This window comes from Candidatus Karelsulcia muelleri (assembly GCF_003214255.1).
Lineage (GTDB): Bacteria > Bacteroidota > Bacteroidia > Flavobacteriales > Blattabacteriaceae > Karelsulcia > Karelsulcia muelleri_B.
On record NZ_CP029011.1, the window covers coordinates 215213 to 235674 of the forward strand.

Consider the following 20462-nt stretch of genomic DNA (forward strand, 5'->3'; position numbering starts at 1 on the left):
AAGAATTCTATTAATTAAGTTCTCCATAAGTTTTCTTTATAAATTAATAATTTTTTTTTGAATTTTTCTTGATTCTTTATGAATCACTTTGAAAAGTTCTTCTAAAAATTTCGTTGCAAGTCCAAATTGGGTTCCCATCTTTTTATATTCTTCTATTAATGTTTTCCATCTTTTCTGTTGCAAAATCACTAAATTACTATTTTTTTTAATTAAAGCTATTTGTTCTGAATAATTCACTCTTTTAGATAAAAGATAAATTATATTATGATCTAATTCCTTAATTAGGTTTCTTACCTGGTCTAATTCAAATTGGGATTTTTCTTTGTCTTTGTCTTGGGTTTCTTTTAATCTCAATGAATGGTTATTAAGTTTTTTAATATAATCTCCTAATATTGAAGGTTGAATTTGTTGTTGGGAATCGCTAAATGCGTCGTCAGGATTACAATGAGTTTCTATTATAAATCCATCATAGTTAAAATTTCTAGCTTGAATCATTACTTCCAATAATCTTTCTTTATTTCCACAAATATGAGATGGATCACATAATATAGGAATATTTGGAAATAATTTTTTAAATTTTAATGCCAAGTCCCAATTAGGAGGATTTCGATAAATCAAACTTTTATAGGTAGAAAATCCACGATGGATAATACCTAATTTGGTTATACCTTGATTTAATAATCTTTCTAAAGCTCCTATCCATAATTCTATATCAGGATTTATAGGATTTTTAACTAAAATTATTTTATTTGTATCTTTCAAGGCTTCTGCAATTTCTTGTACCGTAAATGGATTCACTGTACTTCTAGCTCCTATCCAAAGAATATCAACTTCATGTTTTATTGCAAGTTTTACATGAGTAGCATTTGCAATTTCTGTAGCAATTAATAATCCAGTTTCTTTTTTTACCTCTTTAAGCCATTTTAATCCAATTTCTCCTATTCCTTCAAAAGAATTTGGTCTAGTTCTAGGTTTCCAAATTCCTGCTCTAAAAATCTTTATATTATTTATTTTTTTTAATTTTTTAGCAATTTCTAATACTTGATCTTTAGATTCTGCACTACAAGGACCTGATATAATCAGTGGTTTGTTAAACTTATTTATCCAATCTTGTTTAATTAAATTTAACTTCATCATTTTTGTGGTTTTCATTTTAATATACTAAAAAATTTAATTGCAATCAATAATTTTTAATTATTCTTTTTTTTGCTGTTTTTAAGAACTTTTTTTTACAACATAAAGATAATCTTACATATCCTTTTCCATTACTTCCAAAAATACTACCAGGTGTAATAAATATTTTATATTTATATAAGATTTTATTTGTCCATAATATGTCATTCTTCTTATTAAGTTTGCCCCAAACAAACAAACCAGCACTGTTTTTAGAATAACTTATTTTCAATAAATCACAAATTTCCCAAATTATATTTCTTCGTTTATAATATTCTTTATTTTGAGAAAAAAACCAATTGTTATTAAATTTCATTGCTTCTATAGCTCCTTTTTGGAGAGGAAAATACATCCCAGAATGTACTTGACTTTGAATTTTAATTATATTTTCTAGTATATTTTTTTTTCCAGCTATCATGCCTATTCTCCAGCCTGCCATATTATAACTTTTACTTAAAGTATTTAATTCAAGAGATACATCTTTTGATTTTTTAATATTAAAAATACTAATTGGATTATCATTTAATATAAAACTATATGGATTATCATGCACTAATAAAATATTATTTTTTCTAGAAAAAAAAACAATTTTTTCTAATTCTTCAATATTTATTTTTGCTCCTGTAGGCATATGAGGATAATTTATCCAAAAAATTTTAACTTTATTTAAATTAAATTTATTAATTTCAAATAAATTTGGAAGCCATTTATTTTTTTCTATTAATGAATAATAAATAATTTTTCCTCCAATTAATTTAGAAATTGAAGTATATGTAGGATACCCAGGATTAGGAATTAATACATAATCATTTTTATTAAGATATGCCATACTAGTATATAATATTCCTTCTTTAGACCCCATAAGAGGTAAAATTTCGTTTTCGGGATTTAAATCAATTTTATAATTTTTATAATACCATTCAGAAAATTTTTTTCTTAAATTAGGAATTCCTAAATATTCTTGATATTTATTTGCGTTTTCATTTTCTGAGGCTTTTTTCATTGTTTTTATTACTCCTAATGGAGGAAATAAATCTGGATTTCCTATTCCTAAATTAATAATTTTATTTCCTTTTTTTTCTAAAAACTTTAATTCTTTATTTTTTTTAGAAAAATAATATTCTGAAATCTTTTTCAGATTAAATGAGGGATAAATAGTCATTTATTAATTCCATTTTTATATTCTCCTATTACATAAAAATTATTAATTAAATTTTTTATTTTTTTTTTAAAAATTAAATAATTAATAATTTTTTTAAAAAATATATCCATATAAAATTTATATTTCCATATATTATTTTTTTTTGGAAAAGTTTGAATACTGGTAATTTTTATTTCAAATATTGAAATTATTTTTAGTAGAAAGTATAATTCATCAATTAAATTGTTTAAACTAAAATAACAAGATGCTTTATTAAACTTTAAATAAAAGTCTTTCTTTTTTTGTATCACAAAAAATCTTGTATAATTTTTCTTTACTGTTTGAATATTTTTATCTATAATTTTTAAATTATAAACCCTTGCTGCTTCTTTAGAAGCTATTGCTGCTATATTTTTTTTTTTCTTTTTATATATAAAAAAAGCTGCTTCTGCAGTATCCGCATATTCAGTTATTTTTAAATTTTTATATTTAGATAAATATTTTTTACATTGTAGCAGAGCCATAGGATGGGAAATAATTTGTTTTATATTTTTAATATCATTTTGTTTTAAAATCATTAAATTCTGATTTATAGGGAAATAAATTTCACCAATAATTTTAAGCTTAAAATTTTTAATTAAATTATAATTTTCAATTATAACACCTACTAAAGAATTTTCTATTGCTATAACTCCTATCTCAGCTTTTTTGGTTACTACAACATTAATTAATTTCTTAAATGTTTTACATTCAACTAATTTATATGGTTCTTTTTTAAAAAATTTTTTAGTTGCTAATTCATGAAAACATCCTTTTATTCCTTGAATAGCGATTTTTTTTCTCATCATTAAAATTTAATTAATTAATAAATTTTTTTTTTTTAAAAATTCTAAAATTTGAATTGCATTAGTAGCAGATCCTTTCCGTAAATTATCAGAAACAATCCATAAATTTAAAGATCTTTTTTGAGAAAAATCTCTTCTAATTCGTCCTACAAATACATTATCATTATTTTCACTTAAAATTGGCATAGGATATATATTTTTTTTTAAATTATCCATTAATTTTAATCCTGGGTATTTTAATAATAAATCTCTAATTTCCTTCATTTCAAAATCTTTTTTAAATGTTAAATTTACACATTCCGAGTGACCTCCTATTACAGGTATTCGGACAGAAGTAGCAGTAATTTTTAATCTTGAAAGATTTAAAATTTTTTTTGTTTCATTAATTAATTTTAATTCTTCTTTAGAATATCCAGAAATCTCAAATATATCACATTGAGGAATTGCATTTTTATTTATTTTATAATAAAAATTCTTATTTGATTTTAAACACTTTTCTTCAGTTAAAAGTTGATCTAATCCTTTTTTCCCTGATCCTGTTACAGATTGATAAGTAGATATTATAACACGTTTTAATTTATATTTAATATTTAATGGGTTTAATACCATTACTAATTGTATTGTGGAACAATTAGGATTTGCAATTATTTTATCTTTTTGAGATAAAAGCTCTCCATTTATTTCAGGTACTATTAATTTTTTTGATTTATCCATTCTCCAGGCTGAAGAATTATCTATTAATTTAATCCCTTTTTTTGCAAATTTAAGGGCCCATTTTTTTGAAATTTCTGCTCCAGCTGAAAAAATTGCTACATCAGGTTTTAAATCAAGTACTTCTTTTAAACTTAAAATTCTATATTTTTTTTTATTAAAAAATATTGTTTTTCCTATTGATTTTGTTGAGGCAACAGGATAAAAATTTTTAATAAAAATTTTTTTCTCTTCTAAAATCTTCAGAAGAACACGTCCCACCATTCCGGTTACTCCAACTATAGCTAAATTCATAATTTATTTTATTTTATTTTATTTTATTTTCTATATATATAATTTTTTTTATAAAATTAAAGTTTTTAATAATTTACTTTTTAATCTATTTGATTTATTTTTATGAATAATTTTTTTATTTACTAATCTATCTATTAGAGATGATAATTTATTTCTTTTATTTTTTATATCTTTTTTATTAGATTTTAAATTCTTAATTAATGTTCTAGTATATTTAAAATATACTTTTTTTTGTAACCTTTTTAAATTATTTTGTTTAATTCGCTTTAATGCCGATTTTGTATTTGCCATTTTTCATATAAACTTTTTTCATAGTAGCCCATAGGGGAATCGAACCCCTCTTTTCAGAATGAAAATCTGATGTCCTTACCAATAGACGAATAGGCCTGCAAATTAAAGTTAAAGTTGTTTTGTTTTAAAAAAAAAACCTAATTTTTTTAAATCTATCCAAAAATTGGTATAAGATTTAGAAACTACATATGGATCTAATATTGAAATAGGATATATAATACTTAATGTTGAAAAAGACATAGCCATTCTATGATCATCATATGTATATATATACATATTTTTTTTTTTAAAATTAAAATTATTTAATAATAAACTATTATTTGTTTTAATACTTTTTATACCTAACTTAAATAATTCAATTTTCAATGCCTTTAATCTATCCGTTTCTTTAATTTTTAGAGTTTCTAATCCGGTTAAAAAACATTTAATCTTTAATCCGGCACAAGTTACTACTATTGTTTGTGCAATATCTGGTGTTGAATTTAAATCAAGAAAAATATATTTTTTTTTTCTTTTTATTATTTTTTTTTTTAAAATTAATTTTTTTTTTTTAAAAAATGTTTTAACATTAAAAAAAGAATTATAAATATTAGTGATTACTTTATCACCTTGAATACTTTTTTTTGTAAAAAATTTTAAATTTAAATTTGCCTTTTTGCAGAAGGCAACTAAAGAATAGTAATATGAAGCTGAACTCCAATCAGATTCTATTAAAATTTTTTTGTTTTTTAAAATATTATTCTTATTTATAATAATAATATTTTTTTTCCAATAAACATTTATTCCTATTTTTTTTAAAATATTAAACGTCATTTTAATATAAGACAGAGAAGTAATTTTTTTTGATAAAAAAATTTTTAATCCATTTTTAAATTGTGATGCTATTAACATAATAGCACTTATATATTGACTACTTAAATTGGCATCTATTGATATTGTCCCTCCTAACAAATTAGAACCTATTATCCTTAAAGGAGGATAACCCTTTTTTTTTTCATAAAAAATTTTTCCTCCTAATTTTTTTAAAGTTTCTACTAAAATAGAAATTGGTCTTTCTTGCATTCGATATGATCCAGTTAATATAATTTCTTTATTTTTTTTTATCGAAAAAAAAGCTGTTAAAAAACGCATAGCAGTTCCCGAATGATTTATATTAATTACTTTTTTAGTAGTAAATAAGGCTTTTTTTAAAAAATAAGTATCATCAGAATTTGAAATATTTTTTATATTAATTAAATTAGGATATAAAGCTTTTAAGATTAATAACCTATTGGATTCACTTTTAGAACCAGTAATATTAATTTTTCCTTTTAAAAAAAAATTATTTGTTTGTAACTTCAAATAATCCATTAATCCAATCCATTATTTAATAATCCTTTGGGAAGCTTTAAAATTAAAATTTTTTTTTTTTTATTTTTTTTTAAAAAAAAATCTTTTACTAAAGGTAAAAAATATTTTTTTTTATTAAAATTTAATTCTAAAAGATTTTGTAAAAATCTATAATATATAGTTTTTATTTTTCCTATAAAACAATATTTATTATTAAATAATTTATAATCTATTAGTTCATGAAATAAAAATTCTTCTTTAGAAGAAAAAAAAAATTTTTTGTTTTTTAAAAACAAATTTTCATTTTTTAAATTTTTAAAAAAAAAATTATTCTTAACTAATAAGAATTTAGTGTGAGAAACAAATATAATTTTGTTTATTTTTAATTTTAACAATAAATTTTCTTTTTTTATTAAAATTAAATTTAATTTTTTAACAAAATTTTTTTTATTATAAATTTTATTTTTTAAAAAAATCCATTTTTTAAAATTTAAGCCATGTTTTTTGGTAATTTTTCCTAAAAAGAAATATTTTTTTTTATTAAAAATTAATTTTTGTATCAAAAATCTTTATTTTTATTTAAAATCCAAGTTTTCATTTTTTTTTTTATTTCTGATTTTTCAACAATTCCTTTTTTAACTCCATTTAAAATATGTTTTTTAAACAAAACTCCTTTTAAAAAAAAAATTGATTTTACTGTACAAGTAGGTTTAGCACCTTTTTGGAGCCAATTAATTGCTTTATTTATATTTAATAAAACTTTAAATGGATTCATATTTGGATTATAAAAACCTATTTTATCAATAAATTTTCCATCTCTAGATGATCTAGAATTAGCCACTACAATAGTATAAAAAGCATTTTTTTTTCTTCCTTTTCTTTGAAGTCTTATTCTTAAGGACATAATATTTATTTTATTTTATTATATATATATTATATTAAAAGTAAAGACTCGTGGTGTAATGGTAGCACAGCAGATTTTGGTTCTGCTAGTTGGGGTTCAAATCCCTACGAGTCTGTCTAACTTTCTTTTTCTAATTTTATTTTTAAAATTTTCAAATGAACAAATTTATTATTTGGTAATTTAATATGAGCTATTTCACCAATTTTTTTTCCAATTAATCCTTTGGCTATAGGAGTGTAAATTGAAATTTTTAATTTTTTAATATTAGATTCAGTTTCTGGAACTAATGTATAATATATACATTCTCCAGTTTCAATATTTTTTACTTTTACTTTTGTAAAAATTGATACTTTAGTAGTATTTATTTTCGAGAAATCTATAATTCGGGTATTATTTATTTTTTTTTTTAAATTGAAAATTTTGATTTCTAATAATCTTTGATTTTCTTTAGCAATTTTATATTCCGAATTTTCGGATAAATCTCCTTTTTCTATTGCTTCTGCAATTTCCTCAGCAATTTTTAAGCGTTCTAAATTTTCTAAATACTTTAATTTTTTTAGTAATTTTTTTATTCCTTTTTTAGAATTGTATTCTACCATTTTTTATTTTATTTTTAATTATAAAAATTATTTATTTATATATATTATTATATTTAATGTATAAATTTTTTAAAAAAAAAATATTTATGCATCAATATTTGCAAATAAAGCATTTTGCTCTATAAATTTTCTTCTTTTAAAAACCTTTTTTCCCATCAACATCGAAAAAATATAATTTGCATTTTTAAAATTATCAATTTTTACTTGTCGTAAAGTTCTGTTTAATGGATTCATAGTAGTTTCCCATAATTGTTCAGCATCCATTTCTCCTAATCCTTTATATCTTTGAATATGAATTCCTTTTAAATTTCCTATATTTTTTAAAATTTTTTCTTTTTCTTTTTCATTCCAAGCATATAATTTTTTATTAAAATGTTTTATTAAAAACAATGGAGGAGTGGCGATATATATATATCCTTTTTCTATTAAAATTTTAAGATTTCTAAAAAAAAAAGTTAAAATTAATGTTGAAATATGACTTCCATCTATATCTGCATCGGTCATAATTATTATTTTTTTATAACGAATATTTTTTATGTTTAAAACAATTTTTTTTTCTTTTTTTCTTAAAAAGATTCCTAAAACTGAAAAAAGATTTCTTATTTCTTCATTTTCAAAAATTTTTTCTTTCATAGATTTTTCTACATTTAAAATTTTTCCTCTTAAGGGAAAAACTGCTTGAAATTTTCGTTCTCTTCCTTGTTTAGCCGTGCCACCAGCAGAATCTCCTTCGACTAAATATATTTCACATAAATTATGATTATTTGAAGAACAATCAGCTAATTTTAAAGGGAAAATATTATTTATTTGTTTCTGAATTAAGTTCCGAACTTTTTTATAAGCTTGTAATGCTTTAACTGTTAAAAACACTTTATTTAAAATTTTTTTTTTCAATAAAGGATTTGCGTTAATAAAAATATTTAATTCGTTGGAAACTATTTTTTCTACAAGACCAATAATTTCATTATTACCAAGTTTTTTTTTAGTTTGTCCTTCAAATTGAGGATTAGCAATCCTCATAGAGATTATGGCAATAATTCCTTCTCGAATATCTTTTCCTGAAATTTCTATTTTATATTTTTTATAATAGAATTTTTTAAATGTTTTTGTTAATGCTCTTTTAAATCCAGATATATGTGTACCTCCTGAAGGTGTAGGAATATTATTTACATAAGAATAAATTTTTTCTTTAAAAGAAGAATTAAATTTCATTGCTAATTCTAATTGAATTTTTTTATTTTTTTTTTTTAAATAAAAAAATTTTTTTAAATAATTTTTATCTTTACTTAAATTTAAAATAAATTCTTTTATTCCTTTTTTGGAATAACAAAATTCTTTTTTATTTGGAGAAAATCTTTTATCAATTAATATTAATAATAAACCTTTATTTAGGTAAGATAATTCTTTTATTCTATTCAAAATTAAATTATAATCAAAAATTTTTTTGCCAAAAAAGGATTTCTCTACTTTAAAAGTAATTTCAGTTCCTCTCATTTGTTTTTTATTTTTTTGATCTAATTTCTTTAATTTAGTAATTGGAATTCCTTTAGAATAAATTTGTTCATATATTTTTCCATTTCTAAAAATTCTAGCTATAAGATAACAAGATAATGCATTAACGCAAGAAATTCCAACTCCATGTAACCCACCAGAAATTTTATAAGCTTTTTTATCAAATTTTCCTCCTGCTCCAACTTTAGTCATTATTACTTCTAAAGTAGAAATTCCTTTATTTTTATATAAATCAACTGGAATTCCTCTTCCATTATCTAAAACAGTAATATATTCATTTTTGTGGAAAGTAATTCTAATTTTAGTGCAATATCCTGATAAATATTCATCTATAGAATTATCTATTACTTCAGTAAGTAATTGATGTAACCCATTAATGCCAATGTCCCCAATATACATTGCAGGTCTTAATCTAATATGTTCAATTCCATCTAAATATTGTATATTTTTAGATGTGTAATTTTCCATTTTTTTTATAAATTTATTTTTTTTTTACTATAGGTATATACACAATTTTTTTATTAAAAAAAAATTTTTTTTTAATAAAATTATATATATTATATTCAATATATAAATATTGCTTTTTTTTTTCCTTCTCAAAAGGTTTTCCTTTTAGATAAAAAATTCCATTAAAAATTTTATTTTTATAATTAAATTTAATATTTTTTTTTACTAATTTAATAAAATTTGATAATTGTGTTACTGCTCTTCCCAAAATAAAATTACATTTTTTTTCAAAATTTTCTATTCGAGTACACACTATTTGTACATTATTTAAATGTAATTCATCAATGATTATTTGAATAATTTTAATTTTTTTTTTAATTGAATCAATTAATATAAATTTTGTTTCATTAAACATTATTGCTAAAGGAATTCCAGGAAAGCCTCCTCCAGTTCCTACATCCAAAACAATTGATTTTTTTAAAAATTTCATTATTTTAGAAATACTTAAAGTATGTATACAATGTTTTTCAAAAAAACCGTTAAAACTTTTTTTTGAAAAAATATTTATATTTTTATAATAAAAATTATATATTTTATATAAAATATAAAATTTTTCAATTTTTAATTTATCTATTTCTGTAAAATAATTATTAATTAATTTAATTTTTTTATTAAATTTCATTTTTTAATGTTATCAGATAGAATTTTAAATATGGGAATTTCTAAAACATTAGAAATGACTGCTAAAGCAAGAAAATTAAAAGAATTAGGATATAACGTAATTAATTTAAGTGTTGGCGAACCAGATTTTTTACCTCCATCTTTTATTTTAAAAGCTGCTAAAAAAGCTATAGATAAAGGTTATCATAATTATACTCCTATATCAGGATATTTAGAATTAAAAAAAATGATTTGTAATAAATTTAAACGTGATAATAATCTTAATTATTCTAATTCACAAATTTTAATAAGTAATGGAGTAAAACAATCAATAATCAATTTATTTTTAGCTTTATTAAATAAAAATGATGAAGTAATAATTCCTGCACCTTATTGGGTTAGTTATTATGAAATGGTAAAATTTTGTCAAGCAAAACCTATTATTCTTCCTACTACAATAAAATCTAATTTTAAAATTACTTCCAAACAATTAAAAAACGTTATTACTTCTAAAACAAAAATTTTTATATTTAATTCTCCTTGTAATCCAACAGGATGTGTTTATTCTAAAAATGAACTAAAAACTTTAGTAAAAATTTTATCAAAAAATCCTAAAATAATTATTATTTCAGATGAAATCTATGAATATATAATTTATGAAAAAAAACATATTAGTATTGCTTCTTTTTCAGAAATTTATAACCAAACGGTGACATTAAATGGTCTTTCTAAATCTTTTTCTATGACGGGATGGAGGGTAGGATATTTAGGAGGACCTGAATGGCTTACTAAAGCGTGTGAAAAAATTCAAGGTCAAACCACTTCATGTGTAAATTCAATAGCACAACGTGCTTCTATTGTTGCATTAAAATATAATCAAAAAAAAATTTTAAAAAAAATTTTAAATTCATTTAAAAAAAGAAGAAATTTAATAATAACTTTTTTTAAAGAAATTCCTACTTTCAAATTTAAATCTCCTGATGGAGCTTTTTATCTTTTTCTAGATATTTCTTTTTTTTTAAAAAAAAACCAATCATCAAATAATTTTTCAATGCATTTGTTAAATAAATATTTTGTAGCTACAGTTTCAGGAGAATCTTTTGGATCTAAAAATGGACTTAGAATTTCTTATGCTAGTTCTAAAAAAAATTTATTTGAAGCATTATTTAGAATAAAAAAATTTTTAAATGAATTTTTCTTCTTTTGATGAAATTCCTAATGAATCATATATATATTTATATGTAGATAATAAATATGGTTTTCCATTAATTATAGCAATATTATGTTCATAATGTGCTGAAGGTTTTTTATCTAAAGTAGATATTGTCCATCCATCTTTATTAATTTTTATATATTTTTTTCCTTTATTTACTATAGGTTCAATTGCTAATACTAATCCGTTTAATAATTTTTTACCCATTTGTTTTATTCCATAATTAGGAACATTTGGTTCTTCGTGGATTTTTTTCCCTAATCCATGGCCTCCAAATTCTCTTACAATAGAATAGCCATGTTTTTCAACATGATTTTGAATAGCATATCCTATATCTCCTATATGATTTCCTGCTTTACATTCAGCAATTCCTAAATATAATGATTCTTTTGAAATTTTTAATAATTTTCTAATATTAGAATTAACATTTCCTACTTCAAATGTATAAGCGTGTTCTCCATAATAATTATTCATTTTAACTCCACAATCAATAGATACAATCTCTCCATCTTTTAATGGAATTTTAGTAGGAATTCCATGAATAATTTGTTCATTAATAGAAGCACAAATAGTATTAGGATAATTATATAATCCTAAAAAAGCAGGAATGCCTCCATTATCTCTAATAAATGTTTCTGCTAATGAATCTAAATATAGAGTACTAATTCCTGGTTTAATTTCATTAGTTAACATTCCTAATGTTTTAGATACTAAAATAGAACTTGATTTTATCAAATTTATTTCTTCTAAAGTTTTTATATGCATTTTTTATTTTCTTTTTAGAATTTTATTTTAAAAAATTAATAATGGCACATCCTAAAAGAAGACAATCTAAATCTAGAAAAAAAAAAAGAAGAAATTTTTATAGAATATCTAATCCAAGATTAGGAAAAGATCCAATAACAAAACAATATCATCTTTATCATAGAGCACATTGGTATGAAAATAAATTATATTATAAAGGAAAAATTATTCTTGAGAAGAAATTATATTCATAATATTTTCTATTAGATCTTTTTTAGATGGATACCATTTCTCAATTAAATTTTTTGCATAAGGAGCAGGAGTATCTTGTCCTGTAATTCTTTTAATTGGAGCATCTAAATAATCAAACGCTTCTTGTTGAATAACATAAGTTATTTCAGAAGCAATAGATGCAAAAGGCCACGCTTCTTCTAAGATTAATAATTTATTTGTTTTTTTTATAGAATTTATAATTGTATTATAATCTAAAGGTTTTATGGTTCGTAAATCTATAATTTCTATACTAATATTTTTATTTTTTTTTTCAAGTTCTAAAGCAACTTCTAAAGCAATTTTTATTATTTTTCCAAAAGAAACAATTGTTAAATCATTTCCTTTTTTTTTTAAATTAGCTATTCCTAATGGTATAGTATATTCTTTAATTGGAATCATCATTTTATCTCCATACATTTGTTCTGATTCCATAAAAATTACTACATCATTATCACGAATTGAAGATTTTAAAAGACCTTTGGCATCATAAGGATTAGAAGGAATTACAATTTTTAAACCTGGACAATTAGCATACCAACTTTCAAAAGATTGAGAATGAGTTGCTCCTAATTGTCCAGCAAATCCTGTCGGACCTCTCAAAACAATAGGAATATTCCATTGACCTCCACTCATTTGTCTTATTTTTGCTGCATTATTAATAATTTGATCCATCGCTACTAATGAAAAATTAAAAGTCATATATTCAATTATAGGACGACAACCATTAAGAGCAGAACCAATTCCAATTCCAGAAAATCCTAATTCAGAAATTGGAGTATCAATTATTCTTTTAGAACCAAATTCTTTTAACATTCCTTTAGAAGCTTTATAGGCACCATTATATTCCGCAACTTCCTCTCCCATTAAATATATAGTTTTATCTTTTCTCATTTCTTCACTCATAGCAGCTGCTATTACCTCTCTAAAAGTCATTTGTTTCATTTTATAATCTATTTATGTTATTTAAATCTTCAAAAGATTTTATTAATCTTTTTTTTAAATTTTCTTCTCCTTTTCTAAGCCAAATTCTAGGATCATAATATTTTTTATTTGAAATATTTTTTCCATGTGGATTTCCAATTTGTTTTTTTAAAAATTCTAAATTAGAAATTATATATTTTTTTACTCCATTAGTAAATGAATATTGAATATCTGTATCTAAATTCATTTTTATAACACCATAATTAATAGCTTTTTTAATTTCTTTTAAAGAAGCTCCAGAACCTCCATGAAATACAAAATTAATTGGATTTTTTTTTTTAAAAAAATCTTGACTTGTTTTTAAAATTTCAGGTTTAAGTTTTAATTTGTCTTTATATACTCCATGTACATTTCCAAATGAAGCAGCTATAAGAAATTTAGAATTAATTGTTTTTAATTCATTATAAAATCTAATAACATCTTTGGGATTTGTATAAAATTTTGAATCATTTAATTTGGTATTATCTTTTCCATCTTCTTCTCCTCCAGTTATTCCTAATTCCACTTCAAGTGTAAGATTTAGTTTTTTCATACGTTTAAAATATTTTTTTGAAAGTTTAATATTTTCAATTAAAGGCTCTTCAGATAAATCAATCATATGAGAACTAAATAATGTTTTTCCAAAAAATTTATAATAAATTTCATTAATATTTAATAATCCATTTATCCAAGGTAATAATTTTTTATTACAATGATCAGTATGTAAAATAACTGGAATATTATAATATTTAGATATTTCATGGACATGTTTTGCGCCACATATTGAGCCTAAAATAGCTGCTTTTTCATTATTATCATTTAATGATTTTCCAGCAAGAAATAAGGCACCACCATAAGAAAATTGTATTATTATAGGAGAATTAACTTTTTTTGCCGTTTCAAGCACTGCATTAATAGTATTATTTCCAATTACGTTTACTGCAGGTAAAGCAAAATTTTCTTCTTTTGCATATTGAAAAATTTCTTCGACAAGAGACCCAGTTGCTATTCCTGAAGGGAATTTTTTTTTCATTTATTTAATTTTAAGAATTTTATTTTTTAATTGGGTTAAAATTTTTTCCATAATTCCATTAATAAATAATTTACTTTGTTTGGTAGAAAACATTTTAGATATTTCTATATATTCATTCATAATAACTTTAACAGGAATTCTAGAAAAAAAAAGTAATTCACATATATACAAATGTAAAATAATTTTATCTATTAAAGATAAATTTTTAATTTTCCAATTATCTGATATATTATTAATAATGGAATTAAAATTTGTTTTATTAATAATTGTATTTCTATATAAATTTTTTATAAAATAAATATAATTTTTTGAATCTTTTTCTTTCTCTTTAAAACTTTTTCTTCTTAAAAGAGAATTACATATTAATCTATGTACTAATTTTAAATTATTATTTCTAAACAATTTAGATAAAAATTTATTTTTTATAAAAAAAAAATAATAAAATTTTAATTTTTTATTTAAAATTTTTAATTTATAAAACAACAAATTATTTGTTTTTAATAACAAAAAATATATATCGTCTATCTGAAGTATACTTTTATAAAGTTTTTTTTCTAAAAAAAATCCATTTATATTAGAAACATAATATGTATATAAAAATTGCAGTATTAAAATACGTGAATTTCTTCTTCTTATTAATTTCAATTGTCTAATTTTTTTTAATTTTTTGTATATATATAAAAAAAAATCTATGATTACTATGATTATAAACTTAATTTTCTTACTAGTCAAACTACTAGTAAAACTGCCCATAAAAATAATAAAACTTATATTAAATATAATAAAATCAATTATTCATTTAATAATGAAATTATTAGGAATAATAATTTTTAGCTTATTATCTTATTCTATAAAATATTCTATAAAAATTTTTTTCAAAAATTTCTTAAAAGATGTTTTAATTAAGCTTCTTATATACTATTAAAAATCAATATATTAAAAATCAATATTAAGATTAAGCTTCTTATATACTATTAAAAATCAATATATTAAAAATCAATCTTAAGATTAAGCTGATTTAAAATCATATACTCTTAAAAGATTCAATTTTTTATTTACATAAATAAGGTCTTAATAATTTTTTTCTATAAGAAATTCTTAATCTTTTAATACCATTAATTTCTATTTGTCGGCAACGTTCTCTAGTTAACTTTAATAAAAAAGCTACTTTTTCTAAAGTCATTGGTTTACATCCAAATCCATAATGTAAAGATATTACTTGAGATTCTTTTTCTGAAAGAGTTTCCAATAATATTTTTATATCTTTAAAAAAAGATTCTTTTTCTAATTTAAAATCTGGTTCAGGAGAAGTTTCCGATTTAAGAACATCATATAAATTAGTATCTTCTCCTTCTAAAATTGGCGCATCTAAAGATGTAGGTTGAATGGAATTTTTCAAAGCTTCTTCAACTTCTTTTTCACTACTATTTAAGTAAACTACTATATCATTTACAGTAGGTTGCATTTTAAGTTTTTGTTCTAATTTAGAATAAGTTTTAACTACTTTATTATAAAAAGCTAGTTTATTTGTAGGACAACGGATACATCGAGCTTGATCTGCTATAGCTTGTAAAATAGCTTGTCTAATCCACCAAACACAATAAGAAATACATTTAAAACCTTTTTTTTCATCAAATCTACTTATTCCTTTAATAAGACCTAAATTTCCTTCATTAATTAAATCAGATAAACTTAATCCTTGATTTTGATATTGTTTGGCAACAGAGACTACAAATCTTAAATTTGATTTAATTAACTGCTCAAGAGCAGTACCAGCAGACCCCTCTGATAATTCTTTTCGAGCTAATTTAGCTAATTCTAATTCTTTTTTTTGAGATAATAAAGGAATTTTTCCTATCTCCTCAAGATATTTTTCTAAAGATTCATCTTCATATTCATCTGAATCTTCAGATTCAGATTCAGATTCATATTCATATTCATATTCATATTCATATGAAGATTCATATTCATTATTAATTATTTGTTTTTTCAGATTTTTAATATCATATTTCATTTTCATAAAAGTTTATATAATTCTTTTAAAATTTATTTTTCCGTTTTTATTTACAGATTTAATTTTTATCCAATCCCCTTTTCTTAGAAAAGAATAAAGATTTAAATTTTTAAAATTTTCAGATTTTTTTAAATCCATTGTTTGCCCTGAAGGCAAAATAATAATTAATTCAGAATTTTTAATAGATTTAATTTTTACTTTATAAAGTTTTTCTTTTTTAGGAAAAAAAATTAAGTTTTTAATTTTGAAAATAGCATTTTTAATTTGTTTATCAGTTTTTCCATAAATTTCTATTATTCCTAAATTTTCTTTTTCTTCTATTTTTAAATTAGTATTTGTTGAAGTTTTAATTTCTTGTATAATTTTTCCACCAGATCCAATTACAGTTCCTATCAACTTTTTTTTAATTTCAAAATAAAAAATTTTGGGGGAATTTTCTTTCAAAGAAGGGGATTTAATTGTATTCAATATTTTTTTTATTAAAAATAATAAACAATTTTTTGCTTTTAAAATTGAATTCAATAACATTTCATAGTTTGAACCAGGAAAGTTAATATCCATTTGACATGCTGTTATTCCAAATTTTGTTCCTGTCATTTTAAAATCCATATCTCCAATATTATCTTCATCTCCTAAAATATCTGAAAGAATTATTGCTTCATCTGTTAAAAAATTAATAATTAATCCCATTGAAATTCCTGAAACAGGTCTTTTAATGGGAATTCCTGCATCCATTAATGCTAATGTACTTGCACAAACAGTAGCCATAGAAGATGATCCATTTGATTCTAAAATATCTGATACTACTCTTATAGTATAAGGGGTTTTAAAAGGAATTATATTTTTTAATGCACGTTGAGCTAAATTGCCATGTCCAATTTCCCGTCTTGAAATTCCTTTTAATAATTTTATTTCTCCAGTTGAAAACGGAGGAAAATTATAATGTAAATAAAATTTTTGTTTATCTTGTAATATCACATTATCAATTTTATTAACATCTAAGGAAGAACCTAAAGTAACTGTAGATAATGCTTGAGTTTCTCCTCTGGAAAAAATTGCTGATCCATGAACACTAGGCAAAAAATTTGTTTTACTCCAGATCTTTCTAAGATCATCTAATGATCTTCCATCTAAACGATGATTTTCTTTTAAAATAATTTCTCTCAAAATTTCTTTTTTTAATATTTCAAATATATAATTTTGTTCATCTTCATTAAGAATTAAATTGTCATATAAAAAATAATTATTTATTTTTAATAACAAAATTTCCATTTGTTGAAAACGAATTATAGATGAAGCTTGTTTATATAAACAATATATTTTTTCATAAAAAATATATTTTATTTTTTTTTTTAAATAAATAAAATTTAAGTTGTTAAAAACAGGGAAATTCTTACTTTTAATTTTTAAGTTTTTAATTAAATTAATTTGAGCAGTTATTTGTAATTTTATAAAAAAATGTGCTATTTTTATAAAATAAATAATTTCATTTTCAGAAATTTCTTTCATTTCTCCTTCTATCATTAGAATAGAATTTTTAGTGCCTCCTATAATTAAATTTATATCTGATTTTTTAACACTTTTTATTCCAGGATTAATCAAAAATGAATTTTGAAATCTAATAATTCTAACTGCTGAAACAGGTCCTTTAAAAGGAATTCCTGAAATAGAAACAGCAGCAGAAGCTACTAATCCAGCTAAACCATCAGGTAATACATTTATATCATATGATAATAAATAAATTATTATTTGAATTTCTTTCAAAAAATTTTGTGGAAAAAGTGGACGTAATAAACGATCTATTAATCTCATTGTTAAAACTTCTTCATCAGAAGGTCTTCTCTCACGTTTTAGAAATCCACCAGGAATTTTCCCCCCAGCTGAATAATTTTCTTTATAATCAATTATTAAAGGTAAAAAATTAATTCCTTCTTTTTCCTTTTTTGAAATTACAATAGTAGCGATTAAACTAGTTTTTCCCATTCGAACTACAGCTGTACCATTAGCTTGACAAGCTAATTTACCAGTTTCAATACTGATAATCTGTCCATCTTCTAAAAAGATATTTTCTTTTATTAATTCTGGTATCATTGAAAATCTTTTATTAAACGGTTCCAGTTTTAATTCTTTTTAAAATTGTTTTAAACAATTTTATGTTATTTTTTTTTAAATATTTAAGTAATTTTTTTCTTTTATAAACTAAAATTCGTAAAGATCTTTCTGAATTAAAATCCTTTTTATTTTTTTTAAGATGATTGCTAATTTTATTTATTTTCAATGTAAAAAAAGAAATTTGAACAATACAGTTTCCTGTATCAGTTTCTGATTTACCATACTTTTTTATTATTTCTTTTTTTTTTTTTAAAGGTAAAGACATATATTATATTTTTTTATTTATTTTTTTGCAATATAAATTGAAACAATTCCAAAAGTTAATTGGATTGTTTTAATTAATTTAAAATTAAATTGTTTAAATTTTTTTTTTAAATTTACATTTTTATAAAAAAAATCAATAGATTTAATTAAATAATTATAAGCAAATAAATTTTTATAAAAACTTTTTATTATTAAAGGAATAATTTTTTTTGAATAAAATTTATAAATATAATTAAAATTAAAAGAATTATTAGATTTAGAAAATTCTAATATAATTAGATATCCATTTAGAGATAAAACTCTATAAATTTCTTTAAAAACATTATTAATATTTTCAAAATTTCTAATTCCAAAAACTATAGTAACAATGTCAAATTGATTTTTTTTAATAAAAAATAATTTTTGACAATCAGCTTTAATTAATTTTACATTTTTATAATTTTTTAATTTATTTTTTCCAATAGAAATCATTTTATTAGAAATATCTATTCCTAATAAATTTAACTTTTTAAGTTTATTAACTAATAAAATTGGAATATTTCCTGTTCCTGTGGCTAAATCTAAAACTAATTTAGGATTATAATTAATTATTATCTCAGATAATTTTTTTCTCCATTTTCGATCATATCCAAATGATATAATATTATTTATTTTATCATAATTATGATAAATAATATCAAACATTTTTTTTATTTGAATAGTTTTATTAAATTTAGCTTTTTTAAAAGGTTTAATTTTTATCATTACATTAATATAATAAATTAAAATAAAAATAATTATGAAAAAAAAAATTCATCCAAAAAATTATAGAATGGTCTGTTTTCAAGATATGATTAGTAATCAAACTTTTTTTTGTAAATCTACTATTTTTACTAAGGAAAAAATCAATATAGATGGAAAAGAATTTCCATTTTATAAATTGGAAATTTCAAGTTATTCTCATCCTTTTTATACAGGAAATATGAAATATATTTCGGAAACTGGCAGAATAGAAAAATTTAATAAAAAATATAAAATTTAAATAAAAAATTAAAATTTATTATATATATTTAAATGAAATTATTTTTTAATATGCCCACTATACAACAATTGATAAAAAAAGGAAGAGAAAAAATTCCTAATAAAAGTAAATCTCTTGCATTAAATCGTTGTCCTCAAAAACGAGGAGTTTGTACAAGAGTATATACAACCACTCCTAAAAAACCCAATTCTGCAATGAGAAAAGTTGCCCGGGTGAAATTAACAAATGGAAAAGAAGTAAATGCTTATATTCCCGGAGAAGGACATAATCTTCAAGAGCATTCTCTTGTTTTAATAAGAGGGGGAAGGGTGAAAGATTTACCAGGTGTTCGCTATCATATAATACGTGGAGCTTTAGATACTGCTGGTGTTAAAGATAGAAAAAAAGCTCGTAGTAAATATGGCACAAAAAAACCTAAAAAAACCTAAAAATAAAAAATATGAGAAAATTTAAATCAAAAAAAAAAATTTATCAACCGGATCCTAAATTTCAAGAAACGTTAGTAACACGTTTTGTAAATCATTTAATGAAAAATGGAAAAAAAACTTTAGCATATAAAATATTTTATAAATCTATAGATGAAATAGAAAAAAAAAAAGAGAATAAAAAAAAATCTGGAATAGAAATTTGGAAAAAAGCATTAAAAAATGTAATGCCTCATGTAGAAGTTAGAAGTAGACGGATTGGAGGGTCTAATCTTCAAATTCCTACACCAATTAAACCTTATGTAAAAGTTACTAAAGCTATGAAATTATTAATTAATTGTGCTCGTCAAAGAAATGAAAAAAGTATGTATAAAAAATTAGCGGAAGAAACGTTATCAGCTTCTAAAAAAGAAGGAACTGCTTTTAAAAAACGTGAAACTATTCATAAAATAGCTGAAGCAAATAAAGCTTTTTCTCATTTTAGGTTTTAAATTATG

Annotated in this window: 24 protein-coding genes and 2 tRNA genes; 6 read left to right on the forward strand and 20 right to left on the reverse strand. The window is 21.2% G+C overall.

Features of this window, described 5'->3' with window-relative positions; translation table 11 throughout:
• Positions 1–36: 36 nt before the first annotated feature.
• The 9 genes from DDE61_RS01080 to rpsP form a co-directional block, all read right to left on the reverse strand.
• Positions 37–1152, reverse strand: a complete 1116-nt coding sequence (locus tag DDE61_RS01080) for a chorismate mutase (RefSeq protein WP_394798023.1) — start codon at positions 1150–1152, stop codon at positions 37–39.
• Positions 1153–1180: 28 nt separating this feature from the next.
• Positions 1181–2335 carry a pyridoxal phosphate-dependent aminotransferase gene (locus tag DDE61_RS01085; protein ID WP_110476821.1) on the reverse strand — a complete coding sequence of 385 codons (1155 nt, stop codon included), beginning with the start codon at positions 2333–2335 and terminating at the stop codon, positions 1181–1183.
• Positions 2332–3159, reverse strand: a complete 828-nt coding sequence (locus DDE61_RS01090) for a prephenate dehydratase (RefSeq protein WP_110476867.1) — start codon at positions 3157–3159, stop codon at positions 2332–2334. Before DDE61_RS01090 ends, DDE61_RS01085 begins: the two co-directional genes overlap by 4 nt.
• 9 nt (positions 3160–3168) lie before the next feature.
• Positions 3169–4164, reverse strand: a complete 996-nt coding sequence (locus DDE61_RS01095; RefSeq protein WP_110476822.1) for an aspartate-semialdehyde dehydrogenase — start codon at positions 4162–4164, stop codon at positions 3169–3171.
• A 48-nt stretch (positions 4165–4212) separates the two neighbouring features.
• The gene (rpsT, locus tag DDE61_RS01100; protein WP_110467327.1) at positions 4213–4455 is read right to left on the reverse strand and encodes a 30S ribosomal protein S20; all 243 of its coding nucleotides are present in this window, start codon (positions 4453–4455) and stop codon (positions 4213–4215) included.
• A gap of 24 nt (positions 4456–4479) precedes the next feature.
• Positions 4480–4551 (reverse strand) — tRNA-Glu (locus DDE61_RS01105).
• 12 nt (positions 4552–4563) lie between these two features.
• Positions 4564–5805 carry a 3-phosphoshikimate 1-carboxyvinyltransferase gene (locus DDE61_RS01110; protein WP_110467328.1) on the reverse strand — a complete coding sequence of 414 codons (1242 nt, stop codon included), beginning with the start codon at positions 5803–5805 and terminating at the stop codon, positions 4564–4566.
• Positions 5805–6347: a hypothetical protein gene (locus tag DDE61_RS01115; protein WP_110467329.1), complete on the reverse strand. Its 543-nt coding sequence runs from the start codon at positions 6345–6347 to the stop codon at positions 5805–5807. The genes DDE61_RS01110 and DDE61_RS01115 overlap by 1 nt, the downstream gene beginning before the upstream one ends.
• Positions 6344–6688 (reverse strand): 30S ribosomal protein S16, encoded by a 345-nt coding sequence (gene rpsP / locus DDE61_RS01120; protein WP_110467330.1) that lies wholly within the window; start codon positions 6686–6688, stop codon positions 6344–6346. The genes DDE61_RS01115 and rpsP overlap by 4 nt, the downstream gene beginning before the upstream one ends.
• 44 nt (positions 6689–6732) lie before the next feature.
• Here rpsP and DDE61_RS01125 point away from each other — a divergent pair.
• Positions 6733–6803, forward strand: a tRNA-Gln gene (locus DDE61_RS01125).
• A gap of 1 nt (position 6804) precedes the next feature.
• On the opposite strand, the gene DDE61_RS01130 is transcribed toward DDE61_RS01125, so the two are convergent.
• From DDE61_RS01130 to rsmG, 3 genes are all read right to left on the reverse strand, one after another.
• Positions 6805–7287, reverse strand: a complete 483-nt coding sequence (locus DDE61_RS01130) for a GreA/GreB family elongation factor (protein WP_110473270.1) — start codon at positions 7285–7287, stop codon at positions 6805–6807.
• A gap of 84 nt (positions 7288–7371) precedes the next feature.
• Positions 7372–9267 carry a DNA gyrase/topoisomerase IV subunit B gene (locus DDE61_RS01135; protein WP_110476823.1) on the reverse strand — a complete coding sequence of 632 codons (1896 nt, stop codon included), beginning with the start codon at positions 9265–9267 and terminating at the stop codon, positions 7372–7374.
• 13 nt (positions 9268–9280) lie between these two features.
• Positions 9281–9928: a 16S rRNA (guanine(527)-N(7))-methyltransferase RsmG gene (rsmG, locus tag DDE61_RS01140; RefSeq protein ID WP_110476824.1), complete on the reverse strand. Its 648-nt coding sequence runs from the start codon at positions 9926–9928 to the stop codon at positions 9281–9283.
• A gap of 6 nt (positions 9929–9934) precedes the next feature.
• On the opposite strand from rsmG, the gene DDE61_RS01145 reads away from it, so the two are divergent.
• The gene (locus DDE61_RS01145) at positions 9935–11113 is read left to right on the forward strand and encodes a pyridoxal phosphate-dependent aminotransferase (protein WP_110476825.1); all 1179 of its coding nucleotides are present in this window, start codon (positions 9935–9937) and stop codon (positions 11111–11113) included.
• On the opposite strand, the gene map is transcribed toward DDE61_RS01145, so the two are convergent.
• Positions 11090–11884, reverse strand: a complete 795-nt coding sequence (map, locus tag DDE61_RS01150) for a type I methionyl aminopeptidase (protein ID WP_110476826.1) — start codon at positions 11882–11884, stop codon at positions 11090–11092. The genes DDE61_RS01145 and map overlap by 24 nt on opposite strands.
• 41 nt (positions 11885–11925) lie before the next feature.
• Here map and rpmF point away from each other — a divergent pair, with 41 nt between their 5' ends.
• Entirely contained in the window at positions 11926–12117 is a 192-nt protein-coding gene (gene rpmF, locus DDE61_RS01155) for a 50S ribosomal protein L32 (RefSeq protein ID WP_110467401.1), read from the forward strand.
• Here rpmF and DDE61_RS01160 read toward each other — a convergent pair.
• The 7 genes from DDE61_RS01160 to DDE61_RS01190 form a co-directional block, all read right to left on the reverse strand.
• A complete protein-coding gene (locus DDE61_RS01160) occupies positions 12089–13078 on the reverse strand; it encodes an alpha-ketoacid dehydrogenase subunit beta (protein WP_110476827.1) in 990 nt (329 codons plus the stop codon). The genes rpmF and DDE61_RS01160 overlap by 29 nt on opposite strands.
• A 1-nt stretch (position 13079) precedes the next feature.
• Entirely contained in the window at positions 13080–14129 is a 1050-nt protein-coding gene (gene fbaA / locus DDE61_RS01165) for a class II fructose-bisphosphate aldolase (RefSeq protein WP_110476828.1), read from the reverse strand.
• Complete coding sequence (locus DDE61_RS01170) at positions 14130–14882, reverse strand: transcription antitermination protein NusB (protein ID WP_110476829.1); 753 nt, start codon at positions 14880–14882, stop codon at positions 14130–14132.
• A 298-nt stretch (positions 14883–15180) separates the two neighbouring features.
• Positions 15181–16143: a sigma-70 family RNA polymerase sigma factor gene (locus DDE61_RS01175; protein WP_110476868.1), complete on the reverse strand. Its 963-nt coding sequence runs from the start codon at positions 16141–16143 to the stop codon at positions 15181–15183.
• A gap of 12 nt (positions 16144–16155) precedes the next feature.
• Positions 16156–18234 (reverse strand): polyribonucleotide nucleotidyltransferase, encoded by a 2079-nt coding sequence (locus DDE61_RS01180; protein WP_110476830.1) that lies wholly within the window; start codon positions 18232–18234, stop codon positions 16156–16158.
• Positions 18235–18247: 13 nt separating this feature from the next.
• Positions 18248–18520, reverse strand: a complete 273-nt coding sequence (gene rpsO, locus DDE61_RS01185; protein WP_110467341.1) for a 30S ribosomal protein S15 — start codon at positions 18518–18520, stop codon at positions 18248–18250.
• Between the two features lie 17 nt (positions 18521–18537).
• A complete protein-coding gene (locus tag DDE61_RS01190; RefSeq protein ID WP_110476831.1) occupies positions 18538–19263 on the reverse strand; it encodes a ubiquinone/menaquinone biosynthesis methyltransferase in 726 nt (241 codons plus the stop codon).
• Between the two features lie 34 nt (positions 19264–19297).
• Between DDE61_RS01190 and DDE61_RS01195 the strand changes: the two genes are divergently transcribed.
• The 3 genes from DDE61_RS01195 to rpsG are packed head-to-tail and all read left to right on the forward strand — an operon-like array spanning position 19298 to position 20456.
• On the forward strand, positions 19298–19540 hold the full coding sequence (locus DDE61_RS01195) for a type B 50S ribosomal protein L31 (protein ID WP_110467343.1): 243 nt from the start codon (positions 19298–19300) through the stop codon (positions 19538–19540).
• A 50-nt stretch (positions 19541–19590) separates the two neighbouring features.
• Positions 19591–19968 carry a 30S ribosomal protein S12 gene (gene rpsL, locus DDE61_RS01200; RefSeq protein WP_110467403.1) on the forward strand — a complete coding sequence of 126 codons (378 nt, stop codon included), beginning with the start codon at positions 19591–19593 and terminating at the stop codon, positions 19966–19968.
• 11 nt (positions 19969–19979) lie between these two features.
• On the forward strand, positions 19980–20456 hold the full coding sequence (rpsG, locus tag DDE61_RS01205) for a 30S ribosomal protein S7 (RefSeq protein WP_110476832.1): 477 nt from the start codon (positions 19980–19982) through the stop codon (positions 20454–20456).
• Positions 20457–20462 lie beyond the last annotated feature (6 nt).

Bases quoted from the DNA above. Each gene is read 5' to 3' on its own strand.
- rpsL (WP_110467403.1), top strand. From the start codon at position 19,591: ATGCCCACTATACAACAATTGATAAAAAAAGGAAGAGAAAAAATTCCT.
- DDE61_RS01110 (WP_110467328.1), bottom strand. From the start codon at position 5,805: ATGGATTATTTGAAGTTACAAACAAATAATTTTTTTTTAAAAGGAAAA.
- DDE61_RS01080 (WP_394798023.1), bottom strand. From the start codon at position 1,152: ATGAAAACCACAAAAATGATGAAGTTAAATTTAATTAAACAAGATTGG.
- DDE61_RS01090 (WP_110476867.1), bottom strand. From the start codon at position 3,159: ATGAGAAAAAAAATCGCTATTCAAGGAATAAAAGGATGTTTTCATGAA.
- map (WP_110476826.1), bottom strand. From the start codon at position 11,884: ATGCATATAAAAACTTTAGAAGAAATAAATTTGATAAAATCAAGTTCT.
- DDE61_RS01145 (WP_110476825.1), top strand. From the start codon at position 9,935: ATGTTATCAGATAGAATTTTAAATATGGGAATTTCTAAAACATTAGAA.
- DDE61_RS01095 (WP_110476822.1), bottom strand. From the start codon at position 4,164: ATGAATTTAGCTATAGTTGGAGTAACCGGAATGGTGGGACGTGTTCTT.
- DDE61_RS01160 (WP_110476827.1), bottom strand. From the start codon at position 13,078: ATGAAACAAATGACTTTTAGAGAGGTAATAGCAGCTGCTATGAGTGAA.
- rpsO (WP_110467341.1), bottom strand. From the start codon at position 18,520: ATGTCTTTACCTTTAAAAAAAAAAAAAGAAATAATAAAAAAGTATGGT.
- DDE61_RS01130 (WP_110473270.1), bottom strand. From the start codon at position 7,287: ATGGTAGAATACAATTCTAAAAAAGGAATAAAAAAATTACTAAAAAAA.
- DDE61_RS01135 (WP_110476823.1), bottom strand. From the start codon at position 9,267: ATGGAAAATTACACATCTAAAAATATACAATATTTAGATGGAATTGAA.
- DDE61_RS01195 (WP_110467343.1), top strand. From the start codon at position 19,298: ATGAAAAAAAAAATTCATCCAAAAAATTATAGAATGGTCTGTTTTCAA.
- rpsT (WP_110467327.1), bottom strand. From the start codon at position 4,455: ATGGCAAATACAAAATCGGCATTAAAGCGAATTAAACAAAATAATTTA.
- rpsG (WP_110476832.1), top strand. From the start codon at position 19,980: ATGAGAAAATTTAAATCAAAAAAAAAAATTTATCAACCGGATCCTAAA.
- DDE61_RS01190 (WP_110476831.1), bottom strand. From the start codon at position 19,263: ATGATAAAAATTAAACCTTTTAAAAAAGCTAAATTTAATAAAACTATT.
- DDE61_RS01175 (WP_110476868.1), bottom strand. From the start codon at position 16,143: ATGAAATATGATATTAAAAATCTGAAAAAACAAATAATTAATAATGAA.
- rpsP (WP_110467330.1), bottom strand. From the start codon at position 6,688: ATGTCCTTAAGAATAAGACTTCAAAGAAAAGGAAGAAAAAAAAATGCT.
- DDE61_RS01170 (WP_110476829.1), bottom strand. From the start codon at position 14,882: ATGGGCAGTTTTACTAGTAGTTTGACTAGTAAGAAAATTAAGTTTATA.
- DDE61_RS01085 (WP_110476821.1), bottom strand. From the start codon at position 2,335: ATGACTATTTATCCCTCATTTAATCTGAAAAAGATTTCAGAATATTAT.
- DDE61_RS01180 (WP_110476830.1), bottom strand. From the start codon at position 18,234: ATGATACCAGAATTAATAAAAGAAAATATCTTTTTAGAAGATGGACAG.
- fbaA (WP_110476828.1), bottom strand. From the start codon at position 14,129: ATGAAAAAAAAATTCCCTTCAGGAATAGCAACTGGGTCTCTTGTCGAA.
- rsmG (WP_110476824.1), bottom strand. From the start codon at position 9,928: ATGAAATTTAATAAAAAAATTAAATTAATTAATAATTATTTTACAGAA.
- rpmF (WP_110467401.1), top strand. From the start codon at position 11,926: ATGGCACATCCTAAAAGAAGACAATCTAAATCTAGAAAAAAAAAAAGA.